General features: G+C 73.4%; 17 protein-coding genes. 8 read left to right on the forward strand and 9 right to left on the reverse strand.

Features of this window, described 5'->3' with window-relative positions; genetic code table 11:
- Positions 1-253: 253 nt before the first annotated feature.
- On the forward strand, positions 254-661 hold the full coding sequence (locus ACFVHI_RS26945; RefSeq protein ID WP_380343631.1) for a YciI family protein: 408 nt from the start codon (positions 254-256) through the stop codon (positions 659-661).
- 8 nt (positions 662-669) lie between these two features.
- Complete coding sequence (locus ACFVHI_RS26950; RefSeq protein ID WP_380343633.1) at positions 670-1,815, forward strand: RNA polymerase sigma factor; 1,146 nt, start codon at positions 670-672, stop codon at positions 1,813-1,815.
- 86 nt (positions 1,816-1,901) lie between these two features.
- Here the strand turns inward: ACFVHI_RS26950 and ACFVHI_RS26955 are convergent, their stop codons facing one another.
- From ACFVHI_RS26955 to ACFVHI_RS26975, 5 genes are all read right to left on the reverse strand, one after another.
- On the reverse strand, positions 1,902-3,212 hold the full coding sequence (locus tag ACFVHI_RS26955) for a DUF58 domain-containing protein (protein WP_380343585.1): 1,311 nt from the start codon (positions 3,210-3,212) through the stop codon (positions 1,902-1,904).
- Between the two features lie 28 nt (positions 3,213-3,240).
- Positions 3,241-4,161, reverse strand: coding sequence for an AAA family ATPase (locus tag ACFVHI_RS26960; RefSeq protein ID WP_380343635.1), 921 nt, complete (start codon positions 4,159-4,161; stop codon positions 3,241-3,243).
- Between the two features lie 101 nt (positions 4,162-4,262).
- A complete protein-coding gene (locus tag ACFVHI_RS26965) occupies positions 4,263-5,495 on the reverse strand; it encodes a DUF4350 domain-containing protein (RefSeq protein ID WP_063349150.1) in 1,233 nt (410 codons plus the stop codon).
- Positions 5,492-6,151: a DUF4129 domain-containing protein gene (locus tag ACFVHI_RS26970; protein ID WP_063349151.1), complete on the reverse strand. Its 660-nt coding sequence runs from the start codon at positions 6,149-6,151 to the stop codon at positions 5,492-5,494. The genes ACFVHI_RS26965 and ACFVHI_RS26970 overlap by 4 nt, the downstream gene beginning before the upstream one ends.
- A gap of 5 nt (positions 6,152-6,156) precedes the next feature.
- Entirely contained in the window at positions 6,157-7,326 is a 1,170-nt protein-coding gene (locus ACFVHI_RS26975; RefSeq protein WP_380343589.1) for a hypothetical protein, read from the reverse strand.
- Between the two features lie 288 nt (positions 7,327-7,614).
- On the opposite strand from ACFVHI_RS26975, the gene mtrA reads away from it, so the two are divergent.
- From mtrA to ACFVHI_RS26990, 3 genes are all read left to right on the forward strand, one after another.
- Positions 7,615-8,292, forward strand: coding sequence for an MtrAB system response regulator MtrA (gene mtrA, locus ACFVHI_RS26980; RefSeq protein WP_030247322.1), 678 nt, complete (start codon positions 7,615-7,617; stop codon positions 8,290-8,292).
- A gap of 70 nt (positions 8,293-8,362) precedes the next feature.
- Positions 8,363-10,399 (forward strand): MtrAB system histidine kinase MtrB, encoded by a 2,037-nt coding sequence (gene mtrB, locus ACFVHI_RS26985; RefSeq protein WP_244293445.1) that lies wholly within the window; start codon positions 8,363-8,365, stop codon positions 10,397-10,399.
- A complete protein-coding gene (locus ACFVHI_RS26990) occupies positions 10,374-12,239 on the forward strand; it encodes an LpqB family beta-propeller domain-containing protein (protein WP_208869098.1) in 1,866 nt (621 codons plus the stop codon). Before mtrB ends, ACFVHI_RS26990 begins: the two co-directional genes overlap by 26 nt.
- A 76-nt stretch (positions 12,240-12,315) precedes the next feature.
- On the opposite strand, the gene ACFVHI_RS26995 is transcribed toward ACFVHI_RS26990, so the two are convergent.
- A complete protein-coding gene (locus ACFVHI_RS26995) occupies positions 12,316-13,035 on the reverse strand; it encodes a ComF family protein (RefSeq protein ID WP_380343594.1) in 720 nt (239 codons plus the stop codon).
- 370 nt (positions 13,036-13,405) lie between these two features.
- On the opposite strand from ACFVHI_RS26995, the gene hpf reads away from it, so the two are divergent.
- Complete coding sequence (gene hpf / locus ACFVHI_RS27000) at positions 13,406-14,098, forward strand: ribosome hibernation-promoting factor, HPF/YfiA family (RefSeq protein ID WP_063349155.1); 693 nt, start codon at positions 13,406-13,408, stop codon at positions 14,096-14,098.
- A 205-nt stretch (positions 14,099-14,303) separates the two neighbouring features.
- The gene (locus ACFVHI_RS27005; protein ID WP_079135841.1) at positions 14,304-15,062 is read left to right on the forward strand and encodes a response regulator transcription factor; all 759 of its coding nucleotides are present in this window, start codon (positions 14,304-14,306) and stop codon (positions 15,060-15,062) included.
- A gap of 20 nt (positions 15,063-15,082) precedes the next feature.
- Here ACFVHI_RS27005 and ACFVHI_RS27010 read toward each other — a convergent pair whose 3' ends face one another.
- Together ACFVHI_RS27010 and ACFVHI_RS27015 are read right to left on the reverse strand one after the other, a co-directional pair.
- Positions 15,083-16,306, reverse strand: a complete 1,224-nt coding sequence (locus ACFVHI_RS27010; protein ID WP_380343598.1) for a winged helix-turn-helix domain-containing protein — start codon at positions 16,304-16,306, stop codon at positions 15,083-15,085.
- Between the two features lie 56 nt (positions 16,307-16,362).
- Complete coding sequence (locus tag ACFVHI_RS27015) at positions 16,363-16,926, reverse strand: GNAT family N-acetyltransferase (RefSeq protein ID WP_380343601.1); 564 nt, start codon at positions 16,924-16,926, stop codon at positions 16,363-16,365.
- Positions 16,927-17,168: 242 nt separating this feature from the next.
- Between ACFVHI_RS27015 and secA the strand changes: the two genes are divergently transcribed.
- Positions 17,169-19,931 (forward strand): preprotein translocase subunit SecA, encoded by a 2,763-nt coding sequence (gene secA / locus ACFVHI_RS27020; RefSeq protein WP_063349158.1) that lies wholly within the window; start codon positions 17,169-17,171, stop codon positions 19,929-19,931.
- 140 nt (positions 19,932-20,071) lie between these two features.
- On the opposite strand, the gene ACFVHI_RS27025 is transcribed toward secA, so the two are convergent.
- Positions 20,072-20,512 (reverse strand): Rv3235 family protein, encoded by a 441-nt coding sequence (locus ACFVHI_RS27025; RefSeq protein WP_063349159.1) that lies wholly within the window; start codon positions 20,510-20,512, stop codon positions 20,072-20,074.
- Positions 20,513-20,703 lie beyond the last annotated feature (191 nt).

A 20,703-nucleotide genomic window follows, 5' to 3' on the forward strand; every position in this document is an offset into this window, starting at 1 on the left:
AGGGGGGACCCTGTGGGAGAGTAGGACGCCGCCGAACAATCATTCACAGAGAACCCCCATCCGGGAAACCGGATGGGGGTTCTTTGCATTTCCGGCCCACGGGAGCACCTCACCAGGGCCCCACGAAAGTCCCCACGAAAGTCCCCACGAAAGTTCAAAAAAGTTCGGCCGGCCATGTCGAGAACCCGTGGCTGGCTCCGTCCCCGGGGTGGACGCGGCCACAATGGGTCGCACCAGCACCGAGGAGAACATCATGGCCAAGTACCTGCTGCTCAAGCACTACCGAGGCGCCCCGGCTCCGGTCAACAACGTGCCCATGGACCGATGGACGCCCGAGGAGATCTCGGCGCACGTGCGGTACATGCAGGACTTCGCGGACCGGCTGGAGAAGACCGGCGAGTTCGTCGACGGCCAGGCACTCGCTCCCGAGGGGACGTTCGTCCGGTACGACGGCGAAGGGCGCCCGCCGGTGACCGACGGCCCGTTCGCCGAGACCAAGGACCTGATCGCCGGCTGGATGGTGATCGACGTCGACAGCTACGAGCGCGCCGTCCAGCTGGCCGGGGAACTGTCGGCCGCTCCCGGGGCGGGCGGGCGGCCGATCCACGAGTGGCTGGAGCTGCGTCCGTTCCTGGCCGCGCCGCCCACCGTCACCGAGTGACCTCCCCGGTGGACGAAGTCCTGCTCCGGAGCCTCGCGCCGAGCGTGCTCGGTATCCTCGTCCGCCGCGGAGCCGACTTCGCGGCGGCCGAGGACGCCGTGCAGGACGCGATGGTCGAGGCGGTCCGCGTCTGGCCGGCCGACCCGCCGCGGGACCCCAAGGGCTGGCTGGTCACCGTGGCCTGGCGCCGGTTCCTCGACGGGGCCCGGGCGGACGCGGCCCGCCGCCGACGCGAGGACCGGGTCGAGGAGGAACCGGAGCCGGGGCCCGCGTCCGCGGTGGACGACACGCTCCAGCTCTACTTCCTGTGCGCGCACCCGTCGTTGACGCCGTCGTCGGCGGTCGCGCTCACGTTGCGGGCCGTGGGTGGGCTGACCACCCGCCAGATCGCCCAGGCCTACCTGGTGCCCGAGGCGACCATGGCGCAGCGGATCAGCCGGGCCAAGCGGACCGTCTCGGGGGTGCGGTTCGACCGGCCCGGCGACGTCGCCACCGTGCTGCGCGTGCTCTACCTGGTCTTCAACGAGGGCTACTCCGGGGACGTCGACCTCGCCGCCGAGGCCATCCGGCTGACCCGGCAGCTCGCGGAGGCGATCGACCACCCCGAGGTGGCGGGGCTGCTCGCCCTGATGCTGCTCCACCATGCCCGGCGCGGGACCCGGACCGCGTCCGACGGGAGCCTGGTGCCGCTCGCCGAGCAGGACCGTGGCCGGTGGGACACCGGGTTGATCGCCGAGGGCGTCGGGATCCTGCAAGCGGCCCTCGGCCGCGACCGGTTGGGCGAGTTCCAGGCCCAGGCCGCCATCGCGGCGCTCCACGCCGACGCGCTCACCGCCGAGGAGACCGACTGGGTGCAGATCGTCGAGTGGTACGACGAGCTCGCCCGCCTGACCGAGAGCCCGGTCGTCCGGCTCAACCACGCGGTGGCCGTCGGTGAGGCCGACGGACCGCGCGCCGGGCTGGCGGCACTCGGGGAGCTGGACGGCTCGCTGCCCCGCCACACGGCGGTGGCGGCGTACCTCCACGAGCGCGACGGCGACCTGGAGACGGCGGCCCGGCTGTACGCCGAGGCGGCCCACCGGGCCCCCAACCTCGCCGAGCGCGACCACCTGACGCGCCAGGCCGCCCGGCTCAACGCCCGTCGGCGTCGCTGACGGACCAGGTGGGTGACGCCGCGTCACCACGGCCTGCCCGTTGAAGGAACGGGACCAAGAGACGGGACCGTCCGTACGGCGAGGGCTCAGAGGCGGCCGGCGGCCTTGAGGGTGAGGTAGGTGTCCGCGAGGGCGGGGGCGAGCTGGGCGGGGGAGGCGTCGAGGACGGTGACGCCGTGGCGGCTGAGGAGGTCGGCGGTGGCACGGCGGTCGGCGCGGGTCTGTTCGGCGGCGGCGGCGCCGTAGACGGCCTCCAGGGTGCCGCGCCCGGCGGCGAGGGCGTCCAGGTGGGGGTCGGCGACGGAGGCCAGGACCACCTCGTGGCGCTTGGTGAGGAGCGGCAGCAGCGGGCGCAGGCCGTCTTCGACCGGGGCCGTGTCGAGGCCGGTGAGCAGGACGATCAGCGAGCGGTGCGGTGCCATCTTGAGGGCGGTGGAGACCAGTGAGCGCATGTCGGTCTCGTGCAGGGCGGGTTGGAGGGAGGCCATCGCGTGGGTGAAGGCCGGCAGGATCTCGCTGGGCGAGCTGCCGGCGACCGCGGCGCGCTTGCGGGCGTCGTGGGCGAGCAGGTCGACGCGGTCGCCGGCGCGGGTGGCGAGGGCGGTGAGCAGCAGGGCGGCGTCGAGGGCGGCGTCGAGGCGGGGTGCGTCGCCGACCCGGCCGGCGGAGGTGCGGCCGGTGTCGAGGACGACGAGGATGTGCCGGTCGCGTTCGGGGCGCCAGGTGCGGACGGCGACGGTGTTGCGGCGGGCGCTGGCCCGCCAGTCGATGGAGCGGACGTCGTCGCCGGGCAGGTACTCGCGCAGGGAGTCGAACTCGGTGCCCTGGCCGCGGGTCAGGACGGAGGTGCGGCCGTCGAGTTCGCGCAGCCGTGCGAGCCGGGAGGGCAGGTGCTTGCGGCTGTTGAACGGGGGCAGGGCGCGGACCGTCCAGGGCAGGTGGTGCGAGCCCTGGCGGCCGGCCAGGCCGAGTGGCCCGAGCGAACGGACCGTCACCCGCCGGGCGTGGTGGTCGCCGCGGCGGGTCGGGGTGAGTGCGGTGACGGCCCGGCGCCGCTCGCCGGCGGGGACGTGCAGGGTGTGCCGGGAGGCGGCCTCGGCGGTGCCCGGCCGCCAGGCGGACGGGGCCCAGGCGTCGCGGATCCGGGCTCGGAGGGGCCGCCCGGAGGGGTTGGTGACGGTCAGTTCGACGGAGGCGGGTTCGCCGAGCCGGACGGTGGTGTCGCCGCCCCGGCCGAGTTCCAGGCTGCGGACGGGGGCGGCGAGCACCAGGTCGATCACGGCGGCGAGCAGCACGGTGCCGGTGACGAGGCCGATCCCGGCCCAGGACGGCAGCAACAGGCCCACGACGAGCGTGCCGAGCGCGGCGAGCAGGGCGGTTCGCCCGGTGAGGGCCATGCGGTGCGCTCCTTCGGGAACGGGTGGTTCAGCGGGGGGCGGGCGTCTGGGTGAGGACGGCCTGGATGACGGAGTCGGCGGTGACGCCCTCCATCTCGGCCTCGGCGCGCAGCGCGACGCGGTGCCGCAGGGTGGGCAGGGCCAGGGCCTTGACGTCGTCGGGGGTGACGTAGTCGCGGCCGGCGAGCCAGGCCCAGGCGCGGGAGGCGGCCAGCAGGGCGGTGGCACCGCGCGGCGAGACGCCGATGGACAGCGACGGGGACTGCCGGGTGGCCCGGCAGAGGTCGACGATGTACGCGAGGATCTCGGGGGAGACGGTCAGCTTGGCGATCTGCTCGCGGGCGGCGGCGAGGTGCGCGGGCCCGGCGACCGGGCGGACGCCGGCGGCGGCGAGGTTGCGGGGGTCGAAGCCGGCGGCGTGCCGGGACAGGACCTGGAACTCCTGGTCCCGGTCGGGCAGCGGCAGGACCAGCTTGAGCAGGAAGCGGTCCAGCTGGGCCTCGGGCAGCGGGTAGGTGCCCTCGTACTCGACCGGGTTCTGGGTCGCGGCGACCAGGAACGGGACGGGCAGTGCGCGCGGCACGCCGTCGACGGTGACCTGGTGCTCCTCCATGGCCTCCAGCAGGGCGGCCTGGGTCTTCGGCGGGGTGCGGTTGATCTCGTCGGCGAGCAGCAGGTTGGTGAAGACCGGGCCGGGCTGGAAGGAGAACTCGGCGGTCCGGGCGTCGTAGACGAGGGAGCCGGTGACGTCACCGGGCATCAGGTCGGGGGTGAACTGGATGCGCTTGGTGTCCAGGTTGAGCGCGGTGGACAGGGTGCGGACCAGCAGGGTCTTGGCGACGCCGGGGACGCCCTCCAGCAGGACGTGGCCGCCGCAGAGCAGGGCGACGACGAGGCCGGTGACGGCGGCGTCCTGGCCGACCACGGCCTTGCCGATCTCGGCGCGCAGGGCGGTGAGTGCGGCGCGCGGGTCGACGGCGGTGTCGGGGGTGCCCGGGGTGGCAGCCGCCGCGCCGGGGGTGCTGGACGGGGTGGCGGTGGCCTGTTCGGTCACGGGTTCCGTACCTGCCTTTCGAGGGCGTCGAGGTCGTCGGCGAGCCGCAGCAGTGCGGCGTCGTCGGTCGGGGGCGGGCCGAAGAGGAGGGCCCGGACGTCGCCGGCGGGCTGCTCGGGGAGGCGGTCGGCCACGGCCGCGCACAGGGTGTCGGGGTCGGGCGCGCCGGCGTGGAGCGGGACGCCCAGGGCGGGGGCGAGGCGGTGCGCGGCGGCCCGGCGCAGGGCCTCGGCGGCGCGGCCGCGGGCCTTGGCGCGGCGGTAGAGCCGGGCGCGGCCCTCGGTGGTCTCGGCGGCGCGGACCACCACGGGCAGGTTCTCGCTGATCACCGGGCCGAGTCGGCGGCCGCGCCACAGGGCGGTCAGGACGGCCGCGGCGGCGAGCTGGTAGCCGGCCCAGCGCCAGCCGTCCGGGATGTAGTCGCCGAAGGTCTTGTCCCGGGTGCCCTGGGCGGGCGGGACGCTGTAGTCGGGCAGGTGCCAGGTGAGGCGGGGCTGGGAGCCGAGCAGGCCGAGGGCGAGGGCGGCGTTGCCGTCCTTGGCGAGCTGCTCGTTGTGCAGGAAGGCGCCGGTGCCGAGCACGATGACGTCGCCGCCGGCGGTCGGGGCGCTGACCAGCGGGTAGCCGTGGCCGCGCGGGTAGCAGCCGGCGCCGCGGCTGCCGCTGGTGTAGAGCATCCCGCCGATCTCGGCGCTGCCGGCCCGCACGGCCTCGGTGAGCGGGCACTGTGCGGCGGTGCTGCGGACGGAGGCGTAGGAGGGCCCGCCGTCCTCGTCGGAGGGGCGGATGCCGGGGGCCAGGGCGCTGAGTGCGGCCGGACCGGGGGCGATGAGGACGAGCCGGCTGTGCCGGGCTGCGGCGACGGCGCGCAGTTCGGCGGGGCCGAGCAGGTCGGGTTCGGGCAGGACGAGGGTGTCGGCGCCGCCCGGGTGGCTGATGAGGTCGGTGGTGAGGTCGGCCTTGAGGCCCTGGTGTTCGAGCAGCGCGAGGACGGCGTGGGTGCCGTCCTGGTCGTAGGAGCGCGGGTCGAGCGGCGGGTAGCGGCGGTCCTGGCCGAGGGCGGCCACGGCGGTGGCGCCGATCAGCAGGATGGCGAGGACGAGCAGGTACCAGCGGGCCCGGCGCCAGAGGCCGCGGCCGGTGAGGGCGAGGCTGGTCGTGGCCGTCCCGTCGGGGGCAGGGACGGCGGGCGGCTGCGGCGCGGGCGGCGCGGGGGTGGTGCTGGTCATGCCGCTCCTCCCAGGGCCGGGCGGGCGCGTTCCAGGGTCCGGTCGAGCTCGCGCAGCAGCTGGTACGCGGCCTGGTCTGCGGTGCGCTCGCCGTAGGCGATGTCGTCGAAGGTGCGGGCGGCGGCGGCCAGGGCGGCGGCGTGGTCGGGCAGGGCCCGGCCGGCCTCGGTGGCGGCCTCGTCGGCGGTGCGGCCGGGGCGGACGTCGAGCAGGGTGCGTTCCTCCAGGGCCCGGACCAGGGCTCGCATCTGCGCGCGGACGGCCTCGTTCCAGTGCCCGGCGGCGGCGTGCCGTTCGGCGTCGGCCCGGTACTGGCCGGCGCCGCGCGGTCCTTCGACGCCGTAGACGTCGAGGACGGTGCGGGCCGCGCGCCGTGGAGCGCCGAGGCGCCACCAGAGGGCGGCGCCGATCAGCAGGGCGACGATCAGGAAGAGCACCAGGCCGGTGGTGCCGCTGGTGCCGTTGCCGGAGATGCTGTCGAGCGCGTCGGTGATGTGGTCGTTGAGCCAGGTCATGACCCGTTCCAGGACGCTCGGGTCGTGCTTGTGGTACTCGGCGTTGAGCAGCTCGTCGCGGGCGGCGTCGCGGGCCGGGTCACGCGGGACGGTGACCGGGGCGCCGTCCGCGACGAGGAGCCTGTCCCCCCAGGTAGGCATCCGGGTCAGCGCCTCGCGGGGGGTCGGCCGGCCTGGTCGCCCCAGCCGGTGGCGCCGGGCTCGGCGAGGCCGGCGGCGCGGGCGAGTTCGATGTCCAGGGCCTCGCGGCGGATCCGCTGGTCGATGTAGATGAGGACGCCGAGGGCGGCCCGGAAGGGGATGGTGAGGGTCGCGGCGATGATGCCGGCGATCGCGGTGGTGATCAGCATCGCGGTGGGCTCGTGGGCCGCGGTGAGGTCGACCTGGCGGTCGAAGTCGCTGAAGCCGAGGACGAGTCCGGCGAAGCGGAACGGGATCGCGATGACCATGGCGACGATGAAGGTCAGCACCTCGCCGAGCAGCGAGATGCCGAAGATGCGCCACCAGGAGCCGAGGGTCAGGCGCCGGGAGCGGGACAGTGCGGTCCGCACGCCCTGCTTCTCCAGCATCAGGGCGGGGGCGGCCAGGCTGAACCGGATCCACAGCCAGAACCCGACCGGGATGGTCAGGATGCCGACGAGGAAGAGGAGGGCCTCCGTCCCGGGGTCGCCCGCCGAGCCGGTGGCGTAGAAGTACCAGGGGCTGAAGCCGAGCAGCACCACGCCGCCGGACATCAGGCCGGTGAGCAGGGTCAGCCCGAGCAGCTGCGGCAGCCGGCGGCGGGCGTCGCGCCAGGCGTCCCCGGCGGTCGCGGACTGCCCGAGGACGGCGCGGCTGACGACCATGGTGAGCAGCGCGGTGGCGACCACGCCGAGCAGCACCGTCAGCGGCATCGAGGCGAGCATGGTCGTCACCTGGGTGGCGGGGCCGGTCTTGCCCTTGACCAGCAGCTGGGCGGCGACGTTGCCGGCCTGCTCGACGACGGCGATGCCGAGGGAGAGGGCGAGGGTCGTCCGCCAGTGCTTGCGGATGGTGGCGACGGAGCCGTCGAGGAGTTCGCCGAGTCCGAGCGGGCGCAGCGGGATGACGCCGGGCTTGGGGCTCTGCGGAGCGCCCCAGCCGTAGGGGTGGTGGCCGCCCGGTGCGGGCCGGCTCCAGTCGGGCCGGGCCTGCTGGCCGTTCCAGCCGGGGGCCGGGGCGCCCTGCGGTGGTGCCGACGGCCCGGGCACGGCGGCGGGCGCGTCGGCCGGGGGCCGGGCGTCGTCGCGGGGCGGCTCGGGCGAGCCGGGCGAGGCCCAGCCCGGAGTGTCGGTCATCACTGCTCCTCGGAGGGGCGTCACGGGCGCGGTTCCGGGCGGATCTTTCGCCCGCGCGCAGCGCCCATCGTGCCATGGGGCCTGGGGAGGCCCCATGGGTATCCGGCCGCTGATCGGAAACGGGGGCCTTCCGGTGGTCGGGCGGTGGGCCGTGGACCGTTCGAAGGTGTTCCGGCCGGGCACATTCGCCCGGTATGGCCGGAATTAACCGGTGGGGGGAGTTGGCCGTTGTGGAGCATTGGCACTGCTGTGCGGCAGGTCACAATGCGGTAATGAGAGGATGGACGCATGAAGGGACGCGTCCTCGTCGTTGATGACGACTCCGCACTGGCCGAGATGCTCGGTATCGTGCTGCGTGGTGAGGGTTTTGAGCCGTTTTTCGTCGCGGATGGAGACAGGGCGCTAGCCGCGTTCCGGGAGACCAAGCCGGACCTGGTCCTGCTCGACCTGATGCTGCCCGGTCGGGACGGTATCGACGTCTGCCGGCAGATCCGGGCGGAGTCCGGCATTCCGATCGTCATGCTGACCGCGAAGACCGACACGGTCGACGTCGTGGTGGGCCTGGAGTCGGGTGCCGACGACTACGTCACCAAGCCGTTCAAGCCCAAGGAGCTGGTGGCCCGGGTGCGTGCCCGGCTGCGCCGTGCCGAGGAGCCGACGCCCGAGCAGCTGACCATCGGCGACCTGGTGATCGACGTGGCCGGCCACTCGGTGAAGCGGGACGGCCGGGGCATCCCGCTGACCCCGCTGGAGTTCGACCTGCTGGTCGCGCTGGCCCGCAAGCCCTGGCAGGTGTTCACCCGCGAGGTGCTGCTGGAGCAGGTCTGGGGCTACCGGCACGCGGCGGACACCCGCCTGGTCAACGTCCACGTGCAGCGCCTGCGGTCCAAGATCGAGAAGGACCCGGAGCGCCCCGAGATCGTGGTGACCGTCCGTGGCGTCGGCTACAAGGCCGGACCCAGCTGACGTGACGCACCTGGCTGACGAAGCCCCGTCGGGTTCCGCGACCGACGGGGCCGACGCGGTTCGCGGGTCCGTGCTGAGTTCGACCACCCGCCGCCGGCGCCGGGCGGCCGCGTTCGCGCTGCTGACCCGTCAGCTGCGTCGGCCCGCGCGCCGGGTGACGGCGTTGTACCGCCGGTCGATCCAGCTGCGCGTGGTGGCGGTCTCGCTGCTCGCGTCCATCGCGGTCGTCCTGGTGCTCGGCGTGGTCGTGATGGCGCAGGTGCGCACCGGCCTGCTCGGCACCAAGATGGCGGCCGCCCGCGAGCAGGCCAGGATCGGGTTCCAGGCGGAACTGAAGAAGATCGACGAGGCGAAGGACCAGCGGCTGCGGGTCGGCGCCACGCCCGACCCCACCATCGAGGAGACCGGCACCTGGCTGCTGCGCCAGGTCAACGACCTGGCCGCGAGCGGGCAGACCGTCTACTCGGTGATCGCGATGGCCGCCGGCACCGACGCCATCGTCCCGGAGAACGGCTTCGCGCCGCGCTTCTCGGGCGACATCCTGCCCAGCAGCGTCCCCGACACCCTGCGGGACAGGGTCCACTCCGAGCCCGGCCAGATGTTCGACCAGCCGGCCCGGATCCACCGGGCCGACGAGCGGACCGAGCCCGGGCTGGCCCTCGGCATGCAGTTCACCGGCCCGGCCGGCAACAGCTACCAGATGTTCTACGTGTTCTCCTTCGGCCAGGAGACCGACACCCTCGACCTGATCACCGGCACCCTGGCGACCGCCGGCGTGTTCGTGGTGATCCTGATGGGCGGCATCGCCTGGGTCGTGGTGCGCCAGGTGGTCACCCCGGTCCGGATGGCCGCCGGCATCTCCGAGCGGCTCGCCGACGGGCACCTGGAAGAACGGATGAAGGTCACCGGCACGGACGACATCGCCCGCCTCGGCGAGTCGTTCAACCGGATGGCCAATGCCCTCCAGGCGCAGATCCGCCAGCTGGAGGAGCTGTCCCGGGTGCAGCGGCGCTTCGTCTCGGACGTCTCGCACGAGCTGCGCACCCCGCTGACCACGGTCCGGATGGCCGCGGACCTCATCTACGACAGCCGCGAGGACCTGGACCCGATGGCGGCCCGCTCGGCGGAGCTGCTGCAGGGCCAGCTGGACCGCTTCGAGTCGTTGCTCGCCGACCTGCTGGAGATCAGCCGCTTCGACGCCGGCGCCGCGATCCTGGACGGCGAGCCGGTCGACCTGCGCGACATCGTCGCCCGGGTGGTGGAGGCCGCCGACCCGCTGGCCCAGGCCAAGGGCAGTGCGGTGGTGATCCGCGGCGACGGCGAGCCGGTCGTCGCCGAGGTGGACTCCCGCCGGATCGAGCGCATCCTGCGCAACCTGGTGGTCAACGCCCTGGAGCACGGCGAGGGCCGCGACGTGGTGGTCCGGCTGGGCTCGGCCGACGGCGCGGTCGCGGTCGGCGTGCGCGACTACGGCATCGGCCTCAAGCCGGGCGAGGCGTCCCGGGTGTTCCACCGCTTCTGGCGGGCCGACCCGTCCCGGGTGCGGACCACCGGCGGCACCGGCCTCGGCCTGTCCATCGCGGTCGAGGACGCGCACCTGCACGGCGGCTGGCTGCAGGCCTGGGGCGAGCCCGGCGGCGGCTCGCACTTCCGGCTCACCCTGCCGCGCACCCGGGGCGGCGAGATCAGCCGGGCACCGTTCCGGCTGGAGCCGGAGGACTCCCGCAACAACCGGGGCCTGGGCACCTACGGCGCGCCGTACCGGCGGGCGATCAGCCCGGCCGGCGCGACCGCGATGACTGCGGCCGAGGAGCAGGCGGAGACGCCGGAAGGGCCCGTCAACGGCTTCGGCAGCGGGCTCGGCGGGGTGCTGAACATCGGCCCCGACCTGGGCAAGCGCCGGTTGCCCGAAGGGCCGCGCGCGGACCCCTCGGACGTCCGGACGGCGGGGACCGGGTACGGTGCCACCGGCGCCCAGGTGATGGTGGACCCGACGCCCGGACGGCCGTCGGTGGCACAGCGGACGGCGGAGCCGGACGTGACGGGTGGGATGGGCGGGACGGACCTGGAGGGGTCGCAGCGTGCGAAGGACGAGCAGCAGGACTGAGCCGCGGTTCACGGCGGTGGCCGGCGTGGTGCTCGGCGCCCTGGTGGCGAGCGGCTGCGCGGCCATGCCGGACTCCGGCGGCATCTCCAGGGTGGAGCTGTCGCAGGGGGCGGCCGACAAGAACCTGCAGGCCAAGGTCTACCCGGTGGCGCCGGCCAAGGGCGCCAAGCCGCGCGCCCTGCTGACCGGGTTCCTGGACGCGGTGACCGCCGACGAGGGGTACGAGACCGCGCGCCAGTACCTCACCGAGAACGCCTCCGCACACTGGAACCCGGACGCCGGCATCCAGGTGCTCTCCGCCGCCACCCCGAACCTCCCGGCCGGCCAGGAGATCGCCGACACCGACACCAGCGTCTCCGCGACGGTGACCGGCTCGCTGATCGCCAGGATCGACGAGAAGCACTCGTACCTGGCCGAGGGGCAGCGGGACGTCTCGGCCGACTTCACCCTCGTCCGGGAGAAGGACGGCGAGTGGCGGATCGACAAGCTGCCGGCCGGCGTGATCATGAACGAGACCAACTTCAACAACAGCTACCGCCAGGTCGACCGGTACTTCTACACCACGCCGGACCCGTCCTCGACCGTCACCGGAAGTGCCGGCCAGCAGGTCCTGATCCCCGACCCGATCTACCTGCGGCGCCGGATAGACCCGCTGACCGCCGCCGCCAAGGCCCTGGTCGCCGGGCCCTCGACCTGGCTCGCGCCGGTCGCCCGGACGTCCTTCCCGAGCGGCGTCAGCGTCGACCGGGTGAGCGTCGACGACGGCCGGATCGCCCACGTGCAGCTCGGCGGGGCGGACGTCAGCGAACCGGTGTCCTGCCGTCGGATGGCGACCCAGCTCTTCTACACCCTCGCCGACCAGGGCAAGGGACAGGTCGAACGGCTTGAGCTGAAGGGCCAGCGGGGCAACTGCTTCGCCAGCCGCAACGACCTGCCGGCCACCGGCCCCGGCGCCCTGGCCGGGCCGCTGCCCGCGCAGCAGTACTACCAGCGCGCCGACAACGGCCTGCTGATGGTCACCGACGAGCAGCGCAACGGCGAGCCGGTGCGCGGCGTCCTCGGCAAGCCGCAGCCCGCCGGCAAGGCGCCGCTCGGCACCACGGCCGTCAGCCGGGACGGCTCCCGGGCCGCCGCCATCAGCGGGGACGGCCACCAGCTCTACTCGGTGCCGCTGGCGGACAGCGCGGTGGCGCTGCCCGACCCGGTGCTCACCTCGCCGGTGAAGACCGCCGACAAGGAGGACGGCCTCGCCTCGCCCAGCTGGGACGGCCGCGGCGACCTCTGGGTGGTGGACCGCAACCCGCAGGGCCCGCGGGTGGTGATGGTCCGCGGCAACCGGACGTACCCCGTCGCGGTCGAGGGGCTGGACGGGCAGACCGTACAGGCCCTGAAGATCTCCTCGGACGGCGCCCGGGCCGCCCTGGTGGTCAAGACCGCGGGCGTGCCCAGCCGCTCGCTGTACTTCGGCCTGGTGGTGCACGGCGGCACCCCGGAGGCGCCGACCGCGCGGATCACCGGCCTGCGCCGGGCGGCCCCCTCGCTCACCGACGTCGCCTCGGTCTCCTGGGCAGAGGCCGACCAGCTGCTGGTGCTCGGCAAGGAGGCCGACCGGATCAAGCAGCTGTACTACATCGGCACCGACGGCACACAGAGCGCCGACACCACGCTGCAGGCCGAGAACATGCTCACCGTCTCGGCCTCCGAGTCCCGGGGCAACGTCCTGGCCCAGGCGCCGGCGGTGCTCGCGGCGGCCGGAGGCGCGATCTACCGCCTGATCGGCAGTCAGTGGCGCGAGGTCCAGCTGGCCGACAAGGCCGGGTCCTTCTTCTACGCGGGCTAGGAACCCGCCGGTCACCCCCTGGCGCCCCTTTCCCTGACGCCCCGACCCCTGGTGCCCCGTCGGGCCGTTCGGCGCCTCAGCCGGGCCGGTGCGCGGTGGCGGCGACCGCGGCGCCCGCCCGGGCGGGCAGTCCGGCGTCCGCCAGTGCCCGGGCCGCCTCGGCGAGGCTGGCACCGGTGGTCACCAGGTCGTCCACCAGGACCGGTTGACAGCCCAGCAGGTCGCGCCGGGCACGCGGCAGCACGGTGAGCGCGCCGTGCAGGTTGCGGTGGCGCTCGGCCGCGCTCAGCCCGGCCTGGTCGGCGACCGGGCGGGCGTGCCGCAGCAGCGGCTCGGCCCGGGCGTCCAGGCCGGACCGGCGCAGCGAGCGGGCGGCGGCCCCGGCCAGCCGCAGCGTCGGGTCGTGGCCGCGGGCGCGGACGGCGGAACGGGCCGAGGGCATCGGGACCAGCAGCAGCGGCGCGGCCCCGGCACGCGGCCCCAGGGCGGAGCGGACGGCCCGGCCGAGCGCCTCGCCGAGCGGGCCCGCCAACCGCAGCGCGCCGCGCTCCTTGTGGGCGAGTAGCAACTGTCGGACGGGGTCGGCGTACGGGGCGGCGGCGTGCGCCCAGGGCAGCAGCGTGGGGCCGGGCCGGGTGGCGGCCAGCGCGTGCCGGCAGGCCGGGCAGAGCTGGGTGCGCTCGGCGCCGCAGCCGGCGCAGCGGGCCGGGACCAGGACGTCCAGCAGTCCGGCCAGTGCGTGGCCGAACGGCCCTTGGGCGGACGGTGGACGGGTGGGGGCGGAGGGTGGTGGCACGGCTGCTCCTGGCGACGGCAGGCACGGAGAGTGAGCAAAGGATGCGCCGTACGGGGGGTGTTGTCCAGGTATTTACCCGTGCTTCACTCGCAGGAGGGTAGACAGGGTCCAACAGCTTGACCGCCCGCCCGCAGTATCGGGTCATACCCGACTCCGCGCCTGGGGAGGCGAAAACCCCGTGTGAGGTGTTCGATAAAGCTCCAAGGGGTTTCAACCGTCCCTGGTGGGGAGGAAGTGAGGTGAGGGCCAGTCGTTTCCCGCCGCTGGCGGCGGGGGCGGGGGGCCGGCAGTGGATGGGCTGGTCCAGCTGGGTCTCAGTCCGGTCCGGTAGCACCCGGATCGGCGTCAGCACGAGGGATCGGAGTTCTGCGTGGACATCGTCGTCAAGGGCCGCAAGACCGAGGTGCCCAAGAGGTTCCGCGAGCACGTGGCCGAGAAGCTGGAGAAGGTCCAGAAGTTCGACGGCAAGGTGATCAGCCTCGACGTCGAGGTGTCCAAGGAGCACAACCCGCGGCAGGCCGACCGGTCCGAGCGGGTGGAGATCACTCTCCGTACCCGTGGGCCGGTGATCCGGGCCGAAGCCGCCGCCGCCGACCCGTACGCGGCGCTCGACCTGGCCTCGGCGAAGCTCGACGCCCAGCTGCGCAAGTCCGCGGACCGGCGCCGAGTGCACAAGGGCGGCAACGGCCGCACCCCCATCAGCGTCGCCGAGGCGACCGCGGCGCTGGCCGCGCTGCCGGACACGGCGGCGCCGGAGGGCGAGACCAACGGGGCCGTCCGCAAGACCATGATGGGATCCCTGGAAGTGGAGGGCGAAGGCCCGCTGGTGGTCCGGGAGAAGACCCACCCGGCCGCCCCCATGGCGCTGGACCAGGCGCTGTACGAGATGGAACTGGTCGGCCACGACTTCTACCTCTTCGTGGAGAAGGACAGCGGCCTGCCGAGCGTCGTCTACCGCCGTCACGGCTACCACTACGGCGTCATCCACCTGCAGACCGACGGGTCGGCCGGCGCGGGTAGTGGCGCGGGCGGGGCGATCGGCGAAAGCGACGACGAGGACTGACCGTCCGAAGACAATCCTGGAGGGGTGACCCCGGCGGCCGAGTCCGCCGGGGTCACCGGCGTTTCGGGGCAGGGCGGCTGGAGCGGGAGTCGAGGGCCGGCCCGGGAGGTCACCCGATGCGGAACGGCGGCGTCGGAGGGTGACCGCAACGGCCGCGCGGCGTGGAATGATTGGCGCACGACGACCCGCGAAGGGGGAGGAGCGGATGGGGGATCACTTCGGGCTGGGGCCCGCTACGGGGCCGGTCACCGGACTGTCACCGGGACCGGAGGAGGAACCCGCGTACGCGCCGCACCGGGGTGAGCCGATCCGCGTGCTGGTGGTGGACGACCACGCGTTGTTCCGCAGGGGGCTGGAGATCGTGCTCGCGGAGGAGCCGGACATCAAGGTCGTCGGCGAGGCCGGCGACGGCGCCGAGGCCGTGCTGAAGGCCGCCGACCTGCTGCCGGACATCATCCTGATGGACGTCCGGATGCCGCGCCGCAGCGGGATCGAGGCCTGCACCGCGATCAAGGACGTGGCACCCAGCACCAAGATCATCATGTTGACGATAAGCGACGAGGAGGCCGACCTCTACGAGGCGATCAAGGCGGGAGCCACCGGCTACCTGCTGAAGGAGATCTCCACCGACGAGGTCGCCACCGCGATCCGCGCGGTCGCCGACGGGCAGTCCCAGATCAGCCCGTCGATGGCGTCCAAGCTGCTCACCGAGTTCAAGTCGATGATCCAGCGCCGCTCCGACGACCGGGACCTGGTGCCCGCACCCCGGCTCACCGACCGGGAGTTGGAGGTGCTCAAGCTGGTGGCGACCGGGATGAACAACCGGGAGATCGCCAAGGAGCTGTTCATCAGCGAGAACACCGTGAAGAACCACGTGCGCAACATCCTGGAGAAGCTCCAACTCCACTCCAGGATGGAGGCCGTGGTGTACGCGATGCGCGAGAAGATCCTCGAAATAGGGTGACCGTGGCTGCGCCCCAAGCCCTAGCTCGCGAGGAGTTTCTCGAGGGCCGGGCGCAGCCGCTCGTCCGGCAGGGCCTCGACCCGGACGTCGTCGCAGCCCACCCAGGCGGCCGCCTCTCGCAGGGCCGCCGCCAGCGCCTCGACGTGCCGGGCACCGTGCCCCCGGTCGTCGGCCAGCGAGACCTGACGGGCCACCAGGGTGCGCCCCTCCCGGGCCGGGTCGACCCGGCCCACCAGCCGGCCGCCGGCCAGCAGCGGCATCGCGAAGTAACCGTGCACCCGCTTGTGCTTGGGCGTGTAGGCCTCCAGCCGGTGCGTCATGCCGAAGATCCGCTCGGTGCGTGCGCGGTCCCAGATCAGCGAGTCGAACGGCGAGAGCAGCGTGGTGCGGTGGCGCCCGCGCGGGGCGGTGGCCAGTGCGGCCGGATCGGCCCAGGCCGCCGCCGCGGCGCCGTCCGGGCCCCAGCCGGCCACCTCGACCGGGACGAGCCCGCAGTCCGCGAGGACCGGGTCCAGCTCCTCGGCGCGCAGCCGGTGGTAGTCCAGCAGGTCGGCCCGGGTGGCCACGCCGAGCGTGGCCCCGGCCTGGGCGACCAGGGTGCGCACGCACTCCCGGTCGGTGCGGTCCTGCCCGAACAGGGCCTCGGGGATGGCCTGTTCGGCCAGTGCGTAGACGCGCTTCCAGCTCCGGCGCTCGGTGCAGACCACGTCGCCGAAGGCCAGCGCCCGTTCCACCGCGATCTTGGTGTCCGACCAGTCCCACCACTCGGCGGTCTTCTTGGCGCCGCCCAGCTCCGTGGAGGTCAACGGGCCCTCGGCGCGCAGCTTGTCGAGCACGTGCCGGTACGTCTCGGGCGTCACCTGGTGGCCCCAGAGGTGGCCGCGCTCGCGGTAGCGGCGGCGCCGGAACGCGAACAGCGGCCACTCCTCGACCGGCAGGATGCAGGCCGCGTGCGACCAGTACTCGAAGCTTGTGCCCGCGCCCCAGTACGCCGCCTCGACGGCCGGGCGGCCGACCGCGCCGAGCCGGGCGTACGGCACCAGTTCGTGGGAGCGGGCCAGCACCGAGATGGTGTCCAGCTGGACGGCGCCCAGGTGTCGCAGCACCCCGCGCACCCCGGCCCGGCGGTCCGGCGCGCCGAGCAGGCCCTGGGCGCGAAGGGCGATCCGGCGGGCTTCGTCGGCGCTCAGGACGGTGACGGGCGGCGGGCCGGCGGGGGAGCCGGCGGCAGGCAGGGCGGTCATGTCGGCGAGGGTAGTCCGGGGCACCGACAGCCGGTCGGGGTGCGCCGGCGCGGACGTCAGGGGCGGAGGTCCGGGAGGTCCGAGGCGAGCAGCGAGGCGACCCAGGCGTCGTGGAAGGCGCCGCGTTGCTCGGCGTACGAGCGCAGGGTGCCCTCGAAGCGGTAGCCGACCTTCTCGGCCACCGCGCGGGAGCCCTCGTTGCCCACGTAGGCCTGCCACTCCAGGCGGCGCAGGCCGAGCTCGACCAGGCCGTGGCGGGCGACCGCGCGGGCGGCCTCGACCGTGTAGCCGCGGCCGCGGAACTCCTTCGTCGCCCACCAGCCGACCTCGGCGGAGCCCGGGTCGCCGTGGCGCAGCACGAGGCCCTGGGTGCCGACCAGGACGTCGGAGCCGCGCTCGAACACGCACCAGATCCGGTTCTCGCCGGTGCGCCAGCCGTGCGCGGCGAGGTCGCGGACGAAGTACTCGGCGTCCTCGCGCCGGTACGGGCTCGGGACGACCGTCCAGCGCTGGATCTCGGCGTCCTGGCAGGCGGCGAAGACGGCGTCGATGTCCGACTCCTGCGGGGCCCGCAGGACGAGGCGGTCGGTGGTGAGGGTGACGGTGCGGGGCTCTTCCATGGGCGGATTATTCCGTGGAAAGAGGAATTCGGGCATCCGAATATCGAGCCAACCCCTCGATCCGCTGACCGGTTTGTCCCGGTGGACGGTGCTATCGGATCAAGTGCTCGCGCGGGTGACACGGGAATACCGTGCTGACGCACCTCCCGGGGCATTGGACTCCTCGCATACGATGGCCCGTGCGGTGGGGTGAACCCGCCGTGCAGTCGTCCAGTGCCAATACAGGCAAGGAGCCCGCCCAAGTGTCCGTCTTCGACAAGATCCTGCGCGCCGGCGAAGGCAAGATCCTTCGCAAGCTGCAGCGGATTGCTGCCCAGGTCAACTCCATCGAAGAGGACTTCGTCAACCTCACCGACGCCGAGCTGCGCGCGCTGACCGACGAGTACAAGCAGCGGCTCGCGGACGGCGAGACCCTGGACGACATCCTCCCCGAGGCGTTCGCCACGGTGCGCGAGGCCGCCAAGCGGGTGCTCGGTCAGCGGCACTACGACGTTCAGCTCATGGGTGGCGCGGCCCTGCACCACGGGTACGTGGCCGAGATGCGCACCGGTGAGGGCAAGACCCTCGTCGGCACCCTGCCCGCGTACCTGAACGCGCTCACCGGCAAGGGCGTCCACCTGATCACCGTCAACGACTACCTCGCCGAGCGCGACTCGGAGTGGATGGGCCGGGTGCACCGCTTCCTCGGCCTCGAAGTCGGTGTGATCCTCGGCAACATGACGCCCGCCGAGCGCAAGCACCAGTACTCGATGGACATCACGTACGGCACGAACAACGAGTTCGGCTTCGACTACCTGCGCGACAACATGGCCTGGTCGAAGGACGAACTCGTCCAGCGCGGCCACAACTTCGCGGTCGTCGACGAGGTCGACTCGATCCTCATCGACGAGGCCCGCACCCCGCTGATCATCTCCGGCCCGGCCGACCAGGCGACCAAGTGGTACGCCGACTTCGCCAAGCTGGTGCTGCGCCTGAAGATCGACCGCGACTACGAGGTCGACGAGAAGAAGCGCACCGTCGGCATCCTGGAGGAGGGCGTCACCCGGGTCGAGGACTACCTCGGCATCGACAACCTCTACGAGTCGGTGAACACCCCGCTGGTCGGCTTCCTGAACAACGCCATCAAGGCGAAGGAGCTGTACCGGGCGGACAAGGACTACGTCGTCATGAACGGCGAGGTCATGATCGTCGACGAGCACACCGGCCGCATCCTGGCCGGCCGCCGCTACAACGAGGGCATGCACCAGGCGATCGAGGCGAAGGAGGGGGTGGAGGTCCAGAACGAGAACCAGACGCTGGCCACCATCACCCTGCAGAACTTCTTCCGCCTGTACGACAAGCTCGCCGGCATGACCGGTACCGGCACCACCGAGGCCGCCGAGTTCCACCAGATCTACAAGCTCGGCGTGGTGCCGATCCCGACGAACAAGAACCCGCTGCGCATCGACCAGCCCGACCTGATCTACAAGTCGGAGCCGGCCAAGTTCGCCGCCGTGGTCGAGGACATCGCCGAGAAGCACGAGAAGGGCCAGCCGGTGCTGGTCGGCACCGTGTCGGTGGAGAAGTCCGAGTACCTGTCGCAGGAGCTGCGCAAGCGCGGCATCCCGCACGAGGTGCTGAACGCCAAGCACCACGAGCGCGAGGCGCAGATCGTCGCGCAGGCGGGCCGCAAGGGCGCCGTGACCGTCGCCACCAACATGGCCGGCCGCGGTACCGACATCATGCTCGGCGGCAACTCCGACCACCTCGCGGCGGCCGAGCTGGCGCAGCGCGGGCTCACCCCGACCGAGACCCCGGAGGAGTACGAGGCCGCGTTCCCCGCCGCCCTGGAGAAGGCCAAGGCCTCGGTCAAGGCGGAGCAGGACGAGGTCAAGGAGGCCGGCGGCCTCTACGTGCTGGGCACCGAGCGGCACGAGTCCCGCCGGATCGACAACCAGCTGCGCGGCCGCTCCGGCCGTCAGGGCGACCCGGGCGAGTCCCGCTTCTACCTGTCGCTGGGCGACGACCTGATGCGCCTGTTCAAGGCCGGCATGGTCGAGCGCGTGCTGTCGATGGCCAACGTGCCCGAGGACGTGCCGATCGAGTCCAAGATGGTCACCCGGGCGATCGCCTCCGCGCAGACCCAGGTCGAGCAGCAGAACTTCGAGATCCGCAAGAACGTCCTCAAGTACGACGAGGTGCTGAACCGCCAGCGCGAGGTCATCTACGGCGAGCGCCGCCGCGTGCTGGAGGGCGAGGACCTGCAGGAGCAGGTCGGCCACTTCATGGACGACACCGTCGAGGCCTACGTCAAGGCGGCCACCGGCGAGGGCTTCGAGGACGACTGGGACCTGGAGAAGCTCTGGACCGCGCTCAAGCAGCTCTACCCGGTCACCCTGGACCTGGAGGAGCTGGAGGAGGAGGCCGGCGGCCCCGCCGCGATGACCTCCGAGTTCCTGGTCAAGGTCGTCCAGGAGGACATCCAGGCGCAGTACGGCGCCCGCGAGGACCAGCTCGGCGCCGAGATCATGCGTGAGCTGGAGCGCCGGGTCGTGCTGTCGGTGCTGGACCGCCGCTGGCGCGAGCACCTCTACGAGATGGACTACCTCCAGGAGGGCATCGGCCTGCGGGCCATGGCGCAGCGCGACCCGCTGATCGAGTACCAGCGCGAGGGCTTCGACATGTTCACCGCGATGATGGAGGGCATCAAGGAGGAGTCCGTCGGCTACCTGTTCAACCTGGAGGTCCAGGTCGAGCAGCAGGTCGAGGAGGTCCCGATCGCGGACGCCGAGGTGCTGCTCGACAAGCTGGAGAAGGACGCCGCCCGCCCGGAGATCAAGGCCAAGGGCCTGGAGGCCCCGAAGCCGCAGCGGCTGCACTACACGGCCCCCTCGGACGAGGTCGGCGGCGGTGTCATCGAGGGCGACTTCGAGGACCTCGGGCCGGAGGACGAGGGCGACGGGCTGACCCGCGCCGAGCGCCGCAAGGCCGCGAAGTCGGCCAAGGGCCGCCGCCGCAAGGGCTGAGCAGGCCGCAGGACGCCGCACAGGGCGCCGCTCCCGGACGGGGGCGGCGCCCTGCGCCGTCCCGGGCCGCCGCGCGGTCGTGGGGGCCGCTGTGGCCGCCCTGGCCGCTGAGACTGCCGTGGTCGCTGCGACTGCCGTGGTCATCGGGCCTCCACGGCGGTGCACTGCCACTGCCCGGCCTGGCCGCGCTGCTCCAGCCGGAAGGCCACCATGTGGTGCCGCCGGCCGAGGTCGACCCGGACGCAGGCCTCGACCGCGTCGGGCGAGGGCGACCGGTCGTGCACCGGGCCCAGCCGGGGCCGGTCGGCGGCGCCGCCGCGGCGCAGCGCGCCGGCCCGGACCAGGGAGGCGAGCTGCCCGTAGCCGTCCAGGCTGGTGTGCCGCATCAGCTGGCCGGAGGGCCGGGCGCCGGTGAGCACCTCGACCAGCTGGTGGGCGAAGCGGGAGGCCAGTGCCCGGGGGTCGTGGCCGCCCGGGCCGGTGCAGGCGGCGCGGGGGTGGCGCGGGCGGCGCCCGGCCGGGTCGTGGGCGGCGGTCGTGCGCGGCCGGCGGTGCGGGCGGGCGGTGAGCGGTGCGGTCACGGCGGGCTCCTGGGCAAGGTGGTACGGGTGCGGACGGGTCCTTGCTAGCGGTGCGCCGCGTCGGGCGGCAAGGGCTTTTGCCGCTGCTCCAGGAGTGACCGACAAGTTCACCTATCCGAGTGAATCGATCAGTGCGGTGCCGGGCCCGGCGCGCGGTCGTGCGGTGCCCGATTGACGTGCGTGGGCGGGCC

This window comes from Kitasatospora sp. NPDC127121 (genome assembly GCF_042677305.1).
Taxonomy (GTDB): Bacteria; Actinomycetota; Actinomycetes; order Streptomycetales; family Streptomycetaceae; genus Kitasatospora.

Coding starts and splice junctions, on each gene's coding strand:
- ACFVHI_RS27015 (WP_380343601.1), bottom strand. CDS start 16,926: ATGGAAGAGCCCCGCACCGTCACCCTCACCACCGACCGCCTCGTCCTG.
- ACFVHI_RS27005 (WP_079135841.1), top strand. CDS start 14,304: ATGGGGGATCACTTCGGGCTGGGGCCCGCTACGGGGCCGGTCACCGGA.
- ACFVHI_RS27010 (WP_380343598.1), bottom strand. CDS start 16,306: ATGACCGCCCTGCCTGCCGCCGGCTCCCCCGCCGGCCCGCCGCCCGTC.
- ACFVHI_RS26965 (WP_063349150.1), bottom strand. CDS start 5,495: ATGACCAGCACCACCCCCGCGCCGCCCGCGCCGCAGCCGCCCGCCGTC.
- ACFVHI_RS26955 (WP_380343585.1), bottom strand. CDS start 3,212: ATGGCCCTCACCGGGCGAACCGCCCTGCTCGCCGCGCTCGGCACGCTC.
- ACFVHI_RS26945 (WP_380343631.1), top strand. CDS start 254: ATGGCCAAGTACCTGCTGCTCAAGCACTACCGAGGCGCCCCGGCTCCG.
- ACFVHI_RS26975 (WP_380343589.1), bottom strand. CDS start 7,326: ATGACCGACACTCCGGGCTGGGCCTCGCCCGGCTCGCCCGAGCCGCCC.
- mtrA (WP_030247322.1), top strand. CDS start 7,615: ATGAAGGGACGCGTCCTCGTCGTTGATGACGACTCCGCACTGGCCGAG.
- ACFVHI_RS26970 (WP_063349151.1), bottom strand. CDS start 6,151: ATGCCTACCTGGGGGGACAGGCTCCTCGTCGCGGACGGCGCCCCGGTC.